The 16,860-nt window shown below is 57.4% G+C and carries 17 protein-coding genes; 14 read left to right on the top strand and 3 right to left on the bottom strand.

The features are described from left to right. Positions 1–2 precede the first annotated feature (2 nt). The 6 genes from GOB85_RS03150 to gloA all read left to right on the top strand — a co-directional run bounded on the left by GOB85_RS03150 (position 3) and on the right by gloA (position 4,905). A complete protein-coding gene (locus GOB85_RS03150; RefSeq protein ID WP_173576170.1) occupies positions 3–848 on the top strand; it encodes an OmpH family outer membrane protein in 846 nt (281 codons plus the stop codon). A 16-nt stretch (positions 849–864) separates the two neighbouring features. Continuing rightward, the gene (lpxD, locus tag GOB85_RS03145) at positions 865–1,983 is read left to right on the top strand and encodes a UDP-3-O-(3-hydroxymyristoyl)glucosamine N-acyltransferase (RefSeq protein WP_173576169.1); all 1,119 of its coding nucleotides are present in this window, start codon (positions 865–867) and stop codon (positions 1,981–1,983) included. Between the two features lie 109 nt (positions 1,984–2,092). Continuing rightward, a complete protein-coding gene (gene fabZ / locus GOB85_RS03140; protein WP_242011265.1) occupies positions 2,093–2,512 on the top strand; it encodes a 3-hydroxyacyl-ACP dehydratase FabZ in 420 nt (139 codons plus the stop codon). A gap of 138 nt (positions 2,513–2,650) precedes the next feature. Further along, complete coding sequence (lpxA, locus tag GOB85_RS03135) at positions 2,651–3,550, top strand: acyl-ACP--UDP-N-acetylglucosamine O-acyltransferase (RefSeq protein WP_173576247.1); 900 nt, start codon at positions 2,651–2,653, stop codon at positions 3,548–3,550. A gap of 30 nt (positions 3,551–3,580) precedes the next feature. Then, positions 3,581–4,432, top strand: a complete 852-nt coding sequence (locus GOB85_RS03130; RefSeq protein ID WP_173576168.1) for an LpxI family protein — start codon at positions 3,581–3,583, stop codon at positions 4,430–4,432. A gap of 83 nt (positions 4,433–4,515) precedes the next feature. Continuing rightward, positions 4,516–4,905 carry a lactoylglutathione lyase gene (gene gloA / locus GOB85_RS03125; protein WP_173576167.1) on the top strand — a complete coding sequence of 130 codons (390 nt, stop codon included), beginning with the start codon at positions 4,516–4,518 and terminating at the stop codon, positions 4,903–4,905. 30 nt (positions 4,906–4,935) lie between these two features. On the opposite strand, the gene GOB85_RS03120 is transcribed toward gloA, so the two are convergent. Beyond that, the gene (locus GOB85_RS03120) at positions 4,936–5,307 is read right to left on the bottom strand and encodes a hypothetical protein (RefSeq protein ID WP_173576166.1); all 372 of its coding nucleotides are present in this window, start codon (positions 5,305–5,307) and stop codon (positions 4,936–4,938) included. 162 nt (positions 5,308–5,469) lie between these two features. Here GOB85_RS03120 and rpmH point away from each other — a divergent pair, with 162 nt between their 5' ends. From rpmH to argB, 6 genes are all read left to right on the top strand, one after another. After that, on the top strand, positions 5,470–5,604 hold the full coding sequence (gene rpmH, locus GOB85_RS03115) for a 50S ribosomal protein L34 (protein ID WP_146885014.1): 135 nt from the start codon (positions 5,470–5,472) through the stop codon (positions 5,602–5,604). Between the two features lie 52 nt (positions 5,605–5,656). Further along, positions 5,657–6,001: a ribonuclease P protein component gene (gene rnpA / locus GOB85_RS03110; RefSeq protein ID WP_173576165.1), complete on the top strand. Its 345-nt coding sequence runs from the start codon at positions 5,657–5,659 to the stop codon at positions 5,999–6,001. Further along, positions 5,998–6,309, top strand: coding sequence for a membrane protein insertion efficiency factor YidD (yidD, locus tag GOB85_RS03105; RefSeq protein WP_338421635.1), 312 nt, complete (start codon positions 5,998–6,000; stop codon positions 6,307–6,309). Before rnpA ends, yidD begins: the two co-directional genes overlap by 4 nt. 85 nt (positions 6,310–6,394) lie before the next feature. After that, the gene (yidC, locus tag GOB85_RS03100) at positions 6,395–8,158 is read left to right on the top strand and encodes a membrane protein insertase YidC (RefSeq protein ID WP_173576164.1); all 1,764 of its coding nucleotides are present in this window, start codon (positions 6,395–6,397) and stop codon (positions 8,156–8,158) included. Positions 8,159–8,162: 4 nt separating this feature from the next. Beyond that, complete coding sequence (gene yihA, locus GOB85_RS03095) at positions 8,163–8,837, top strand: ribosome biogenesis GTP-binding protein YihA/YsxC (RefSeq protein ID WP_173576163.1); 675 nt, start codon at positions 8,163–8,165, stop codon at positions 8,835–8,837. A 70-nt stretch (positions 8,838–8,907) separates the two neighbouring features. Further along, positions 8,908–9,828: an acetylglutamate kinase gene (gene argB / locus GOB85_RS03090; RefSeq protein WP_173576162.1), complete on the top strand. Its 921-nt coding sequence runs from the start codon at positions 8,908–8,910 to the stop codon at positions 9,826–9,828. A 505-nt stretch (positions 9,829–10,333) separates the two neighbouring features. Here argB and GOB85_RS03085 read toward each other — a convergent pair. Both GOB85_RS03085 and GOB85_RS03080 read right to left on the bottom strand, forming a co-directional pair. Next, complete coding sequence (locus GOB85_RS03085) at positions 10,334–11,761, bottom strand: cytochrome c (RefSeq protein WP_173576161.1); 1,428 nt, start codon at positions 11,759–11,761, stop codon at positions 10,334–10,336. 56 nt (positions 11,762–11,817) lie between these two features. Then, the gene (locus GOB85_RS03080; RefSeq protein ID WP_173576160.1) at positions 11,818–14,049 is read right to left on the bottom strand and encodes a PQQ-dependent dehydrogenase, methanol/ethanol family; all 2,232 of its coding nucleotides are present in this window, start codon (positions 14,047–14,049) and stop codon (positions 11,818–11,820) included. Positions 14,050–14,663: 614 nt separating this feature from the next. Here GOB85_RS03080 and GOB85_RS03075 point away from each other — a divergent pair. After that, complete coding sequence (locus tag GOB85_RS03075) at positions 14,664–15,419, top strand: Bax inhibitor-1/YccA family protein (RefSeq protein WP_173576159.1); 756 nt, start codon at positions 14,664–14,666, stop codon at positions 15,417–15,419. A gap of 514 nt (positions 15,420–15,933) precedes the next feature. Further along, complete coding sequence (gene cyoA / locus GOB85_RS03070) at positions 15,934–16,857, top strand: ubiquinol oxidase subunit II (RefSeq protein WP_173576158.1); 924 nt, start codon at positions 15,934–15,936, stop codon at positions 16,855–16,857. The last annotated feature ends 3 nt before the right edge of the window (positions 16,858–16,860 follow it).

Genomic DNA, 16,860 nt, shown 5'->3' with positions numbered 1-16,860 from the left:
CAATGTTTCGCTTTTCCCGGAGTGCGGTAATGACCGCCTCCATCCTGTTCGCGGGAAGTGGTCTCGCGTCTTCCTTGGCGCATGCTCAGACCGCAGGTGGTGGCTCAGGGTGGTTTGTGCCGAAAACCACTCAGGCCCCGGTCCATGCGCCGGTCCGTGCCGCCCGCCCGATGGCGCCTGCGCCGGAGCAGATGTCCGATGGTGACGAGGGTGAAAATTCCTCACGTCCGCCACCTGTTTTGCCGCAGCCGCCGATTCCGCCTTCGCCTGAGTTGCCTAAGGCAGCCCCGCCACCAGCCGTGGTGATGGGGATCATCAGTGTTGCCGATGTCATGCGTCAGTCGATGGCCGGACAGCAGGTTGAGCGTGAGCTTGGCGGTCGTCGTGATTCGCTTGCCCGTGATGCGCAGCGTGCCCAGGGCGGCTGGCGCGATGAGCAGCAGAAGTTGCAGGCTTCTGCGAAGAATATGACGGCGGAACAGATTCAGTCGCAGGAACGCAGTCTGCAGTCCAGGGTCATGACGGCTCAGCGTCAGTTCCGTGATCGTAACCGCATCATTCAGGAAGCGGCGCAGGTTGCGCTGGGTCAGATTGAACGTGAACTGGTGCAGGTCATTCAGCATGTTGCGTCCAGTCACGGCATGAACCTGGTTCTTCACAGTGAGCAGGTTGCTCTGCATGTGGATGGACAGGACATCACGAATGAAGTGGCAAAGCAGCTGAACGTCGTCCTGCCGAAGGTTTACATTCCGGCGGCGAACGAAGACCCGGAAGTGCTGGCGAAATCTGGCAAGATGCCGACAGCGGCTGCGCCGGCTGAGACTTCTGCTCCGGCGGATGCACACTGACGGAGTAAGCAGATCAATGGCACGCGGACAGGGACCGGCAACGCAGGCCGAACGGACGAGTACCGTGGCGGATACGCGGTTTTTTACCCGCCAGGGACCATTCTCGGGTGAGCAGATGGCGAAGGAAGCTGGCGGAGAGTTTATTCCCGCCAGGGACGGACATGCGGATGGCAGGACGTATGTCGGTATTGGTCCGTTGCAGTCTGCCGGTGTTGCTGAAGTCAGTTTCCTTGATAACCGACGTTACGCGTCATTGCTTGACGGGACGAAGGCGGGGCTGGTGATTCTTGCTCCTGCCTTCGCAAAACAGGTGCCGGCGGGTTGTGCGGCTATCGTGTCTTCGACACCTTATCTGGCATGGTCGCGGGTCGCACGGATGTTTCATCCTGCCAGGAACTCACGACCCGGAATCCATGCAATGGCGATTGTCGGTGCCAGCAGCATGGTGGATCCATCCTGCGAGGTCGGACCATTCGCTGTTATTGGAGATGGTGTCGAGATCGGTGCCGGGACGATTATCGGGTCTCATGTCGTCATTGGAGATGGAGTGTGCATCGGTGAGGACTGCCGGATCGGGGCGCATGCTGTGATCTCTCATGCGACGCTCGGAGACCGCGTGACGCTCTTTCCAGGCGCGAAAATCGGGCAGGATGGATTTGGATTTGCAGTCGGGCCGGCCGGGTTCGAGACGGTGCCGCAACTGGGGCGGGTGGTTCTCGAACATGACGTCGAGATCGGCGCCAATTCAACGATTGATCGCGGATCTGTGCAGGATACAGTGATCGGTGCAGGATCGCGCCTCGACAATCTTGTCCAGATTGGCCACAACACCCGGCTTGGGAAATGTTGTATCGTAGTGTCTCAGGCGGGCATCTCGGGGTCAACGGAACTTGGTGATTACGTGACAGTGGCCGCGCAGGCTGGTCTGATCGGGCATATTAAGATTGGCTCGAAGGCCCGTATCGGTGCGCAGTGCGGTGTGATGTCGGATGTGGAGGCCGGAGCTGACGTGATTGGCAGCCCTGCCATGCCATTCCGCGAGTTCTTCCGTAATGTCGCCACGCTGCGTCGGCTTTCGAAGAAGCCGGAAAGCGGTGGCACCCGCGCCGGTCATGCCGGCGCGGAAGAGAATTGATGGAGCTTCGCGCGCCGCGCGCAACTGGGATGGTTTGAGAGCAGTGGATCAGGAACGTGAAACGCAGAGTCCGACGGCTGAGCGGACGCATATCGATGCCGTAGACATCATGCGCATCATGGAAGCGATCCCTCATCGCTATCCATTTCTGCTGATCGACCGGATGGTTGATGTTGAGCTGGGCCAGTCCGCGGTCGGGGTCAAGAACGTCTCCGTCAACGAGCCTTTTTTTCAGGGGCATTTTCCGGCCCGCCCTGTAATGCCCGGTGTGCTGATTATCGAAGCCATGGCCCAGACAGCGGCGACGCTGGTTGTGCTGACGCTTGGTCCGGCCTTTGAAGGCAAGCTGGTCTATTTCATGACGATCGAGAATGCGAAGTTCCGGCGTCCGGTCAGCCCGGGTGACCAGTTGCGGATTCATGTTGTGAAAGAGCGCCAGCGTGCGAATGTCTGGAAATTTCGTGGTGTGGCACGTATCGATGATGTGTCCGTTGCGGAAGCGACGTTCAGCGCAATGATTATGGACTGACTGCTGCAGTCCGTTTTGCGCGTTTTCGCCGGAGCGGTAACATGATGGCGTATGTGGCGCCTGTGCTGGTGGCCGGTGCTCCGGTTGCGAAGAGCCGCGAATTGCTGCAAGGCACGTGGTAAGAGAATTGAGACGGCAATGGAGGCTGTTCTGGGCGAGGCGATAAAGGCGGCAGAATACGGTGTGACCCGGAGTTCGCAACAGGCTTCTGAAGGTGTGCATCCGACGGCGATCGTCTCACCTGGTGCGAAGCTTGGTGTCGGCGTGAAGATTGGCCCTTGGTGTTGCATCGGGCCGGACGTGGTGATTGGCGATGGTGTGGAGATGATCTCCAGCGTGATCGTGGATGGCCACACCACGCTGGGCGAAGGGTCTCGTTATTTTCCGTTTACCACAGTGGGGCTGGCGCCTCAGGATCTCAAATATCGTGGTGAGCCGACGCGTTGTGAGATCGGTGCGCGGACGGTGGTTCGTGAGCATGTCACCATTCATCGCGGGACGGCGACCGGGACCGGTCTGACACATGTAGGTGCTGACTGCCTGATTATGGCCAACGCCCATGTGGCTCATGACTGTACGCTCGGTGACCGGGTTATCATTGTGAATAATGTGGTAATGGGCGGGCACGTCTCCATCGCTGATGATGCGAGGATTATGGGCGCGGCGGCGATCCATCAGTTTGTACGTATCGGCCGCGCGGCGCTGGTAGGTGGTGTGGCCGGGGTCGAGGCCGATGTCATTCCTTATGGCAGCGTGCTGGGTAACCGGGCGCGGCTTGTCGGATTGCATTGGATCTGGTTGCGCCGGAATGGTGTCTCTTCGCCGGAAATGCATCGGATGCGTCAGGCATTCCGGACCTTGTACCCGCGCAATGGCGAGGGCGGGGTCTTCTCTCAGCGTATTGCTCTCGTGCGTGAAGAGTTCAGTAGCGATCCGAAGATTGCGGAGATTCTTGCATTTATTGAGGCGCCGAGCCGTCGGGGTCTTGTCCGGGTCGCGACGAGTGATTTTTCCACAAGTGAGACCGAGGCTGGCTGATATGGCTCCCGTGCGAGGGCTTGCCTGCGCATGAACGGGCAGCCATCCGGGGGGCGGGATTGCGTTGGAATACTGGCTGGTGGCGGGCCGCTGCCGGGTCAGGTCGCTCAGGCAGTTGCCGCTGAAGGTCGTGGCGTTTTTATTGTTGCCTTTCAGGATTTTGCCGAGCCTGATGTGGTGGGGTCGTGGCCGCATGCTTATGTGCGACTGGCGGCTGCGGGCACAATTCTCTCCGAATTGCGGCGGCATGGATGCCGCGACATTGTGCTGATCGGGCCGGTGCGGCGGCCGTCCCTTCGGGATCTCAGGCCAGATGCGGAAGGAGCGCGGATTCTCGCAAGACTGGGGCGGGCGCTGTTCGCGGGTGATGACGGGCTGCTGGGGGCTCTGGTCCGGGTTCTCAGCGAGGAAGGGTTCACCGTCCGTGGCGCACATGAGTTTCTGCGCCATGCGGTTGGTCGCGCCGGTCCGCTTGGTTGTATTGTTCCTGATGACATGGCACGCGACGATATGGGCAGAGGGCTGGATGTGGTCCGGACGCTGGGACATCTTGATATCGGTCAGGGCTGTGTGGTGCAGAATGGTGTAGTGCTTGCTGTCGAGGCGATAGAAGGCACGGACGCGATGCTGGAGCGGGCCGGGCGTTGTCGCCAGCCTGGACCGGGTGGTGTTCTGGTGAAGCTGTGCAAGCCAAGGCAGGAGCGGCGGGCGGATATGCCGACAATCGGACCACGGACGATTGAGAATGCAGCCCGGGCAAAGCTGGCGGGAATCGCGTTTGAGGCTGGCGGGACGCTTTTTACTGATCTGCCTGCCTGTATTAAGGCGGCGGATCGGGCAGGGTTATTTCTGTCCGGTATTGAGGTCGCTGGGGCTGGCTGACACATCCGGCAAGATGAAACCAGGTCTTGTCTTCGTCGTATTGCTGTGATGCTGCGATAATTTACTGAACAGGAGATCTGTTGATGGCGAGTTTTCTGCACACAATGCTGCGGACAAAGAATCTTGATGCGAGCATCGCATTTTATAAAATCCTTGGAATGCATGAGCTGCGCCGGCGAGAAGTTCCTGACGGGAAATATACGCTCGTTTTCCTTGGGTATGCCAGTAATGCCGAGGGGCAGGCTGAACTTGAGCTGACTTATAACTGGGGTGATGATTCCGGTTACGATGTGGGGACCGGGTTCGGGCATCTGGCTGTTGGCGTGCCGGACGTGGCGGCTGTTGTGGAAAAAGTGCGGGCTGCTGGCGGTAAGGTGACGCGGGAAGCAGGGCCGGTAAAGTTCGGAACGACAGTGATCGCGTTCGTGGAAGATCCTGACGGTTATAAGACTGAGTTGATTGAGCGTGTCTGACCCGGCCGAATCGGGATTCGGGGAGTGAAATCAGGTTCTGGCGGTCCTGAGCCGGTCTGTTGCAAGGTCGAGTGCTGTCAGAATCTGTTCCGCCCGGTTTCGCACTGTCTCATCCTGATATGTGGAAAGCTGATCGGCACAAAGCACGGCTGGTGAAATGATTCCACGCAGGTCGTGCCGGAGCTTCGGAGAGATCTCCGGAACAAAGTCCGGTGTGGCAGGTGCCGTCTGAGACGAGTCGGCGTGCGTGCGCATTGCGGCGGCTGTGATGGAAGCAGCGATTGCAGCGCCGGCGAAGCTTAGGATGAGGCTGGCAGTGGGTGGAAGCGCGACCAGGTGGCTGATCAGCGTGCAGGCGAGGAAAATGACAAATACCGCGATAGCGGGAAGATAGCGGTGCACTGTCCGTCTCCTGTCCGGTGCGACGTCTGAGCCCGCAAAAATGGAGTGCGGCGTTGACGCGGAATGGGCAGATGACTATAAGCCCGCGTTCTAAGCAAGGTGCCGGGCGGTGTCCGGTGTCTGCTGCGAAGTTAATCTGAGTTAAAACCGAGGAGTGCAGCCGTGAAGCGCACGTATCAACCCTCCAAGCTGGTTCGTAAGCATCGTCACGGTTTTCGTGCACGTATGGCGACCGTTGGTGGTCGCAAGGTGATCGCGAACCGTCGTTCCAAGGGTCGTAAGCGTCTGTCCGCCTGAATCGCCCGAACGGTTCAGTCTGACAGAAGCGGGTCGGGAAAAGGGAGCGATCATGTTCCGGCACTCGACCCGGCTGAAGAAGCGCTCACAGTTTCTTGCTGTTGCCGCGCGTGCCCGTAAGGCGCCCGCGCCCGGCCTGGTTTTGCAGGCGCTTCGTCGCGATGATGAAGCCGCCGCCCGGGTCGGATTTACCGTTACAAAAAAAGTTGGCAATTCAGTTGTTCGGAATCGGGCTCGGCGCCGTCTCCGTGAGGCTTTGCGCGTGGTCGAGCGGGATACGTCCCTTGCAGGGGTCGATTTGGTTCTGATCGGTCGCGACGGAACCGGGCGGCGGCGCTTCACCGATCTTGTTGAAGATTTGCGACGGACCTTGCGCAAGACCGGAGCCGTGTCGTGAGCGACGACGAATCCGGGCGCGGAGCAGGCAGCCGGATTGCTTCGGGCGTGCTCATCGGAGGCATGCGTCTGTGGCAGATCGTGCTGAGCCCTGTTACGGGGCCGAATTGCCGGTTTCACCCTTCCTGTAGCTGCTATGGCATTGACGCAGTGAGAAAGCATGGTGCCATGCGTGGCGGCTGGCTGACGGTAAAGCGGATTCTACGATGCAATCCGTGGTCGGTGGGAGGCTATGATCCGGTTCCGCTATGCGGCGAAACCGCGAAAAGTCACGTTCGGGATGAAGGAACGGCTGGAAATCGGGCGTAACTTCGCTATGAGAGACCCCGATTGAGATGGACTGCCGCATTGCCGTCGCGGTGTTACCCTTTGTAAGAGAGGCCAGCCGGTCGGTATGGATATCAAACGCGTCATATTAGCGACCATTCTGTCGGCGCTGGTCCTGTTGGGTTTCGATTACTTTATGCCGGAGAGCAAAACTCCGGCAGCCATCCAGGGAAAACCCGGCGCTCAGCAGACTGCGTCGTCCGTAACGCCTCCGCAGCAGGCTCTGGCGCCTCCTGCCGGCTCGGTGGCGGGGAATGGCGACAGCACCGCTCCGGTGCGTCTGCCGATCGATGCCGTGGATGTAAGCGGGTCCGTCAATCTGCGGGGCGCTCGTCTCGATGACCTGGTTCTTCGTACTTATCATGAGACGGTAAAGCCTGACAGTCCGCTGGTGCGTGTGCTGGAAGAGCAGGGCGGGAAAGAGCCGAATTATATTGAGTTTGGCTGGTATGGTGCGCCCGGGCAGAATATTCGCCTGCCGGATGCTCATTCGCTCTGGAAGACGACGGCTCCGAAGCTGGATTCCAGCGCGCCGGTGACGCTGAACTGGGACAATGGTTCGGGTGTGACGTTTGAGCTCGTGCTGTCGGTGGACCGGGATTACATGTTTTCGGTCACGCAGCGGGTTCATAATACGACGGGCGAGGCAATTTCTCTGGTGCCTTATTCGCGTGTTGTGCGTGGATACACGCCGGTCGAGACGGGTGGCGTGCTGGTTCATGAGGGACCTGTTTCCGTGATTGACGGTCGTCTGGCGGAGGATTCTTACAAGTCGCTTCGCACGGGTTCGACGGCACCGAATTATGTGTCCTGGACGAAATCCGCGAAGGGCGGCTGGGCTGGTATCACCGACAAATACTGGCTGGCCGCGGTTATTCCCGATCAGACGGCGGACGTTACCGGCACTTACGGGTTCGATACACCAGATGGCGCTTATCAGGTTGGCTTTACTCGTCAGCAACCGCTTGTCGTTGCGCCGAATGGCACTGGCGAGATGGTCGGACACGTCTTTGCGGGCGCTAAGGAAGTCCGGCTGCTGGAGCGCTATCAGAGTGAACTGAATATTCCGGATTTCTGGAAAGCGGTGGATTTTGGCTGGTTCGCGTTTCTGACGCGTCCGGTCTTCTTCGTACTGGACTGGCTGTATCAGCATCTTGGCAGTTTTGCTCTGGCCCTGCTGGCGTTTACTCTGATTGTTAAAACGCTGTTCTTCCCACTGGCTTCCAAGGGCTTCCGTGCGGCAGCAGCGATGCGCGAAGTTGCGCCGAAGATTCAGGCTATTCGCGAGCGCTACAAAGACAATCCGGTTGAGATGAACCAGAAGGTCATGGCGCTTTATCGTGAGGAAGGTGTGAGTCCGGCGAGTGGTTGTCTGCCGTTGCTGATCCAGGCGCCGGTCTTCTGGTGTCTGTATAAGGATCTGTATGTCACGATCGAGATGCGCCATGCGCCGTTCGTGGGCTGGATTCACGATCTGTCGGCACCTGATCCGACCAATATTTTCAATCTGTTCGGGTTGGTCCCATTTGATCCGACGCATCTGTCGACGATGCTCTGGCTTGGTGCGTGGCCGATTTGCTATGGCCTGACCATCTTTCTGATGCAGCGGAGCAATCCTGCTGCCACGGATCCGATGCAGAAGCAGATTTTCATGATGATGCCAGTCATCTTCACGCTGTTCATGGCGCGGCAGCCGGTGGGTCTGGTGATTTACTATTGCTGGAATAACCTGCTGACGATTGCGCAGCAGTTCGTGATCAAGCGTGTGCATGCGAATGAGAAGAAGAAGCCGAAAACGACCATTTTGCCGCCTGTGAAACGGAAAGGCTGAACAGATGGCCGGGAGCGATGCACGTCCGGAGGGCTTCGACAGATCACTGGAACTGTCTCCGGAGCAGATCGAAGCTGGCCGGCTGTTATTTGCCGGTCCATGCGATTTCTTTCATGGTGCGCAGCAGCTTGAACAGCTTCCGGCTCCGGACGAACCGGAAGTCGCGTTTGCTGGTCGTTCGAATGTGGGGAAATCCAGTCTCCTCAATGCGGTGACGGGACGGAAGGCTCTGGCGCGAGCATCATCGGAGCCGGGACGGACGAAGCAGCTTAACTTCTTCAATCTCGCGGAAAGGCTGGTTCTGGTCGATATGCCGGGCTACGGCTTCGCGAAAGCGGCAAAAGCGGTGAAGGAAGACTGGCAGGAGATGATGTTCTCCTATCTGCGTGGCCGCCCGAACCTGCGCCGGGTCATTCTCCTGCTGGATTCACGGATAGAGACCAAAGCTTCAGACCAGGAGGTGATGGACCTTTTCGACCGGGCGGCGATCAATTTTCAGGTCGTACTGACCAAGTGCGACAGCGTGAAGCCGCGTGCGGAAGAGGCGCGGTATCACAGTGTGGTGGAAGAGATCGGGCGGCATCCGGCGGCGCATCCTGTTGTGATTGCGACCAGTAGCCAGACAGGTCGTGGCATTCCGGAACTGCGTGCGGAACTGGCTGGATTTGCACAGCCATAAACGCTGTTCGATGCTACACGCGATATACCGGCAATGAGACCGGGCGGAATTCCTGAACAGGTGAGGTGATATGACGGACGACGGGCTTCCTCCGGTAGCTGATCCGATGCAGCAGGCTGCGACTCTTGCCGGTGCGTTACCGTATCTGCGTCGTTATGCAGGCGATACGATCGTCGTGAAATATGGCGGCCATGCGATGGGTAACGCGGAACTCGCGAAAGGTTTTGGCAGCGACATCGGGTTGCTGAAACTGGTCGGGATCAATCCGATTGTCGTTCACGGTGGCGGTCCGCAGATCAACAGCATGCTGGAGAGGCTCCAGGTCCGGTCGCATTTCGTGGATGGATTGCGGGTGACCGATGAGTCCGCGATCGACATTATCGAGATGGTGCTGTGCGGCTCTGTAAATAAACAGGTCGCAGGACTGATCAATCGGGCCGGGGCTCTGGCCGTGGGTATTTCCGGTAAGGATGGCGGGCTGATCAAGGCACGTAAGCTTGTGCGGAAAGTCAGGGATCCGGCAAGCGGCATTGAGCAGACGCTGGATCTTGGCTTTGTGGGTGAGCCTGACCGGGTTGATCCGCAGGTTCTCTATGCACTTTCCGGTTCGGGACTGATCCCGGTGATTGCGCCGATTGCCGCCGGGTATGCCGGCGAAACGTATAACGTCAACGCGGACACGATTGCCGGTGCTGTGGCAGGTGCGGTGCATGCGACACGACTGCTGATGCTGACAGATGTTCCCGGTGTGCTGGATGCAAATGGCAAGCTGATTCCGGAGTTGACGGCTGAACAGGCACGGAAAGGAATTGAGTCGGGCATGATTTCCGGTGGGATGATCCCGAAGGTTGAGACATGCCTGCGAGCAGTCCAGGCGGGCGCTAAGGCGGCTGTCATTGTGGACGGGCGTGTACCCCATGCCTGCTTGCTGGAACTGTTCACGGAAGCTGGTTCCGGAACGATGATCCGGCGTGACGAGAGTGCTGACTGAAGTTTCGGTCAGAATAGCGGCCCGGTTACGACCAGGTGGACAGGGATGGCCCGGAGCTTTGAGTGGCTCCGGGCCATTTTGATTCCGGCAGCGTGAAGAGTTGAGCAGAAATCGTGTGGGGTAGGAGAGAGGGGACGCAGCTCATCGACACGGAGGCGGATATGTCATGTTACAGGCTGTGAAGATTGAGCTGTGGACGAAGGCATCCGGTCCGAGCCTGGACCCCGTGGCAGACGTCGCAGCCCTGCACAGGCTTGCACATGTCGTGACGGGCGGGCTTTGATTGTATCTGAGTAATTGCTGACTGGTTTCCGGACTGATAGCTAGGAAATCCCGGTAGTCCGATATGTTCAAAATAAAATGGGTTTCTGGCGGTTGCTGAATTTTGCAGCCCGGGCATGGCCGCGCAGGGCGAAAACAAGACACAAAAAAAAGCCACGGACGAGAGATCCGTGGCTTTTTTGTTTCCCTTCCCGAGGCGGGAAGGGAGGTCGTGAAAGGTGTCTTACTGAGCCGCGTCGACGCCCGTATGCGTGGCAGGAGCGAATGTCCAGCCTGCGCCGTAAGGCTGCGGAACAGAGAAACCCCATGTGGAGGTCGTGCTTGAACTCGCATCCCATGCCTGAGCATTGATGGACGTGCCCGAAGTCCGCAGCTTCTCGATATCGCCGGCAGAGATATTCGAGGAGGCCTTGTTGCCCCATGACGACCGGATGAAGTTCACTACATCCGCGATCTGCTGATCGTTCAGGATATGCTGATAGGCCGGCATGGCGACGGTGGAAGGTGCCCAGTTTGTGAGAGGCAGAACGCCACCCGCAACGATGATATGGGCCACCGACGTCGGATCATTCGAAACAACAACCGGATTGCCGGCCACTGGCGGGAACATACGGGCGACACCGCCGCCGTCGTTCCGGTGACAGATTGCGCACTGCTGAACGTAGATGTCAGCACCAGCTGTACCGGCGGTATTGCCGGAATCAAGCATCTTCGCTGTAGATGCGTCGTATGTGTAATCGCCTTTCGCGGCCGGAACCGGTGGCAGGCTCTTCAGATACTTCGCCATGGCGCGGAGATCGTCATCCGTGAAGTACTGTGTGCTCCATGCTACAACGTCCGCCATGCCACCGAACACGGCAGAGTGGTCGATACGTCCCGACTTCAGGAACTGGACGAGATCGTCTTCTGACCAGCGACCAAGTCCAACGACCGGATCGTTGCGCAGGCTCGGAGCGATCCAGTTGTCGATCGGAGCACCACCGGCGAGGAAGTCTGCGCCGCCTGCGCCGTCATACGCTTTTTCCTGCATCGTGATGCCACGAGGCGTGTGACACGCACCGCAATGGCCCGGGCCTGTCACGATATATTCGCCACGGGCGACGACCGGATCGGTTCCCGGTGCAGGCGTGAAGCCTTTAGGTGCCGGAGCGAACATTTTGGCCCAGAAGCCAAGCGGCCAGCGCATGGAAAGCGGCCAGCTGATGTCTGTCGGCCGGTTTGTCTGTACCTCAGGCTTCACGCCGTGCATGAAGTAAGCATACAGCGCCTTGATATCGTCGTCCGTCATCCGGGCGAAGGACGGATAAGGCATGGCCGGATACAGAGGCGATCCGTCCTTACGCACGCCACGACGAATTGCGTCGTCGAACTCTTTCAGCGTGTAAGTGCCGATGCCATGTGTCGGATCAGGCGTGATGTTGGTTGAGTAGATCTTTCCAATGGGCGTCTTGATCTCAAGACCGCCCGCATAGACCTTTCCATGCAATCCCGTGTGACAGGCCACACAGTCGCCAAGACGCGCGATATACGCACCTTTGGCCACCAGATCACTGTCTGCATCCTGAGCCAGACCCGGGGTCGCGCTGAGCGACGTCCCCGTCAGAAGTCCGACTACGGCTGCGCCGATCGCAGCCTTAAGTCCCTTGATCATTGTTTCACCACCGCGTCGCTTTTGTTCAGATGACGTCATTACCTGGGACAAGCCACTTACTGAGTAATGCCGAGAGTCGGGCTGTCCGGAACATTCTTATCGTTCCTCCGGGCATCGACTTCGCGCTGATAGGTTTCATTGGCACGCTTGATGATGAACTGCCGGATAGACTCAATTTCATCAGGCTTCATGGAAGTATCGAAGCGGTCCATGCCATAAGCGGTCAGAGCACCGCGACCCACGACATTGTAGAACGCGTCCTGATGCCGGATAGCACCCGACCACCGCAGATCAGGCAGCACGCCGCCGCTTTCCGCGCCGTCGCCGTGACAGGTCTGGCAGTAGGTCTCGTATTCGAAGTAGCCTTTGTCGACGACCTTCGTATCGTACTGCGCAGGTGGCTTCACGGGCAGGAAGCCAATCTCATTCATCGGCGGAAGGCTGGCCTTACCATCAAGTGAGAAGGCTGCGATGTAAGAATGATTGACGGTCCAGCCGGAAGCGCGGGACATGCCGCCTGCCGAAATCGGGAAAATACCACCCCAGCCGACTTCAACCGCGACAAACTGCTTGCCGTTGACTGTATAGGTTACTGGCGGAGCAATGACGCCGCTCTTCATATTGAAGTTGAACAGATCATTGCCGTTGGTCGCATCGTAGGCGTGGAATTCTCCGGTCGCCAGTCCCTGGAACAGTAGATCGCCACCAGTGGCAAGGATACCGCCATTCCACGGACCTTTATGATCGACCTTCCAGACCGCTTTCATGTTGACCGGATCCCAGGCGACAAGCCAGCCTTTCAGGTCCTTCAGGTAAGCGGTGCGGGCTTCCGGTGTGTCCGGCAGACCGACTTTAACCATGTCGAGACCGAGATTCCATGAATCCGGATGCGCCTTGAAGCCGCCCGCCTGATTCTTGTAAACAAAGGGGATCTGGTGGACAGGAAGATACACGAGCCCGGTTTTGGGACTGTAGGCCATGGACATGAAGTTATGGGCGCCGAGTGCGCCGGGAATGCCGTACCATTCCTTGCCGTTAAGCGTCCAGAGCGCTTCCGGATTGTAGATCGGGCGACCTGTCTTCGGGTCCAGGCCGTAGGCCCAGTTCTCATAGGTGTAGTTGTTGCCCTTGATGAACTGCCCGGTTTTCGCGTCAAGCATGTAGAAGAAACCGTTCTTCGGTGCGTGAACGACAACGTGACGGGTTTCACCGTTGATCGGCAGATCAAGCGTCATGATCTGCTGGACCGAGGTGTAATCCCACTGATCCATCGACGTTGCCTGGAAGTGCCAGACATACTCGCCGGTTTCCGGTTTCACGGCGACAATGCTGCCAAGGAACAGATTGTTCCCTTTGCCGTCTGAACGATATTTGTAGTTCCATGGCGAACCGTTGCCGACGCCGATGTAAATCAGGTCAGTGACAGGATCGTAAATGAGAGAATCCCATACTGTGCCGCCGCCGCCCTGCTGGGTCCAGGCGCCTGTCGGGCTCCATGTTTTATAAGCCTTGTTCATCAGAATGCTGTCAGAGGCAGCGTGATCCGGCTCATTCTTGTTGTTCGGCACTGTAAAGAAGCGCCAGTCCAGCTTACCGGTTTCGGCATCAAAGGCAGAGATAAACCCTCGCGCACCAAACTCGGAGCCGCCGTTGCCGATAATGACGCGGCCCTTGGCAACACGGGGTGCGATATCGATCGTATAAGAGCGCTGTTTACCGAGGGCAGCTTCCTGCGGAATCGTATTGACGCTCCAGATCTGCTTACCGGTTTTTGCGTCCAGTGCGATCAGGCGACCATCAAAAGTGCCGACATAGACTTTGCCGTTCCAGTAAGCAACGCCGCGGTTGGCCGTGTCGCAGCAGCCTTTATCGGCAATGTTGCCAGGAACTTTCGGGTCGAACGCCCAGAGCAGCGCACCGGTATCAGCCTTCAGAGCCCGGACTTTGGACCAGTTGGTAGACGCGTACATAACCCCGTCCACGATCAGAGGGGTACCCTCCTGACCGCGGTTGGTGTCCAGTTCGTTGATCCAGGCCAGTTTCAGCTGGCCGACATTTTCGCGGTTGATCTTATCGAGCGGGCTGTAACGCTGTTCGGAATAGGTTCGGCCATAAGTGAGCCAGTTTTCGGGATGATCGTCCGCGTGGATGATCTGTTCACCAGTGTCACCGGAAGCGCCGGCGGCGCGGGCCGAGCCAGCGGGCTGGCCCAGGGCTGCAGCAAGGAAGGTTCCTGCCGCGAGAATGCCAAGCAGGGAAGTCCTCTTGGCGGATGCGGGGCGGATCATGTCTTACGTCCTCGACAAATCACTGATTGCAGCTTCAATCGGCAAATCAATGCGGAATTACCGTTGCGGGTCAGTCAGCCCACATGAACTGATCATGTCAATCGTGTCATGTGGGGACGGCCTATGCGTCAGCCGTAGGGGCTTTTCAGAACAGGTAAGCAGCTTTCGCCTGTGACGATGCCTGTCATGGACAGTCTGTGGTGTGTTCCCCGCCTCTGTCAGCAAGATGGGCTGCGGAGAGGAATTTGGCGTATGTCCCGCTCTCTACTGCCATGTCCGCATGAATACACAGCGAATTCGATCATGGTCGCACGGTCTGTTTCATGTTGTTTCGTGCTGTTCGACCATGACTGACCTCATATCTGGTCTCGGGGCTGTTTCTGAGCGTTATGGGAGGGGTTTCCTCACAGAAAGGTGATCACGGACGGTGCCTGCCGGGGTGAACCCGGCGCCGATCCGACGCTTGAAAGGGAGTCGGTATGTGAGGCGGATGACTCACCTTTAATTATGATGCGGCGCGGAAACGGGTTAGAAATCCTGGACTTGAATTGCTTGTCTGCTATGCGCATATCAGTAAGCATGCCGGTTTTGCCGGGAAAGTAAGAGGAAGAATCATGTCATTCAGCGACTTCCGTTCGTCGCCTTCTGCCACTGGTGTACCGTCAGCCGAGGTGGACGCTGGCCTTCGGACATACATGCTCCGCGTCTATAACTGGATGGCATCCGGCCTTCTGCTTACAGCGTTGGTTGCGTATGTCATCGCCAATACATCCGTCGGGGCGCTCTTCTTTCATATGACGGAACGCGGTGTTGCACCGACAGGGCTTGGCTGGCTGGCTATGATTGCCCCGCTTGGCTTTGTCATGGTGATGTCTTTCGGGGTTAACCGTCTGTCGCGCTCTGCGGTGCAGGGTCTGTTCTGGTTGTTTTGCGGCGTCATGGGCGCGAGCATGGCGAGTATCCTGCTGCTTTATACAGGTGTCTCGGTTGCGCGCGTGTTTCTTGTGACGGCAATTACCTTCGGTGCGACATCTCTGTGGGCTTACACGACCGGTGCAAACCTGATGCGTTTTCAGTCTTTTTTGATGATGGGGCTGATTGGGCTTGTGATTGCGGGCGTGGTGAACATTTTCCTCCACAGTCCGGCACTGTACTTTGTTTATAGTGTGGTCGGTGTGGTGTTGTTCACGGGGCTGACCGCATTTGATACGCAACGCATCCGTGCAACGTATCCGCAGTTTGCTTATTATGAAGGTCCGGATCAGGCAGCTAAGCGCTCCGTTTACGACGCACTTAGCCTCTATCTGAATTTCATCAACCTGTTTCAGTTCCTTCTTCAGTTCATGGGTACGCGTAACAATAATAACTAAGTGTCTGTGTCACGCTAAACAGGAGTCGGCTCATCCGACTCTGAAGCCCGGCCCCTGAAAAGGGTCGGGTTTTTTTATGTCCGGTCGGGAACCGGATGATGTGCTTTGTCTGGATTTACGCGTGCCGCCATCGCGCGGAGTGCATGGCAAAGCTAAAAAATAAGACTTATGCATTAAGAAGATGGCTGATTATAATCTGCGCGTGATCTTCCGCAGGAAACAAAAAGCCCATGATTACGAGCACGAACGCGTGTTGGCCGATGTTTTTGAAATAAATTGAAATATACCGTGAACACTTGTCCGCAGCTTCCGGTCAGGCGGATAAGGGGAGATCGGGTGATCAAGCTTTGTTTCACGGATTGTGGTAACAAGCTTGTGGGATTATTGAATCGCCGTAATGCAGCGCGATTGCCTGGCCGGATGGGCATGTGTCCGAAAGGCGAGATGAGCGTGCTGTGAGAGCGGGGCCTGTTTTTGCGAGGCTTTAGAGTATGTCAGAACCGAGGGACGTACGATGAGAACTAAGTACCTGAAGGGGGTGGCCAGACTGGCCGGCCTTGCTTCGGTGCTTCCACTGGCGGGATGTCAGCTTGACACCCTTGATCCTAAAGGGCCGGTGGGAGACCAAATCAGACACCTGATCGTTGAATCAACGGTCGCCATGCTCATTGTGGTTGTCCCGACAATCATTTTGGTGTGTTATTTTGCCTGGAAGTACCGGGCCTCCAACACGGAAGCCGAATATCTTCCGAAGTGGAGCCACTCGAACAAGATCGAAGTTGCGATCTGGGGTATCCCGACGCTCATCATCCTGTTCCTGGCGGTGATCACTTATCAGACGTGTCATTCTCTGGATCCGTATCGTCCGCTTGACGAGGAAGCTCAGACAAAGCCGCTTAACGTCGAAGTGGTGGCGCTGGACTGGAAATGGCTCTTCATCTACCCGGATGAAGGTATTGCGACTGTCAATCAGCTTGCAATTCCGGTGAACCAGCCCGTTCACTTCGTGATCACGTCCGATGCGGTGATGAATTCGTTCTTTATTCCGCGTCTTGGTTCGATGATTTACGCGATGGCCGGCATGCAGACGCAGCTTCATCTGATGGCTACCGAACCTGGTGATTATCTTGGTGAATCAGCGAACTACAGTGGTCGTGGTTTCTCGGATATGAAGTTCCGCACGCTTGCGATGCCTAAGGATCAGTATGATGCCTGGGTTGAGAAAGTGCGTTCCTCTTCTGATCAGCTTGATGGTCAGACATATGCCAGGCTTGCCGCTCCGAGCGAAGCTGAGCCGGTTAAATACTTCTCGCATGTTGAAGGCAATCTCTTCGATACGATCGTCGCGAAGTACAATAACGGCATGGTCATGGACAAAAGCACGGGCAAGATGATCCAGGTTCAGTCCGCAATGTCCGACATGAACATGAAGGAGTAGGAT

Source organism: Acetobacter fallax (assembly GCF_011516735.1).
In the GTDB taxonomy this organism is placed as follows: Bacteria; Pseudomonadota; Alphaproteobacteria; order Acetobacterales; family Acetobacteraceae; genus Acetobacter; species Acetobacter fallax.
This window is presented reverse-complemented; position numbering and strand designations above follow the sequence as displayed.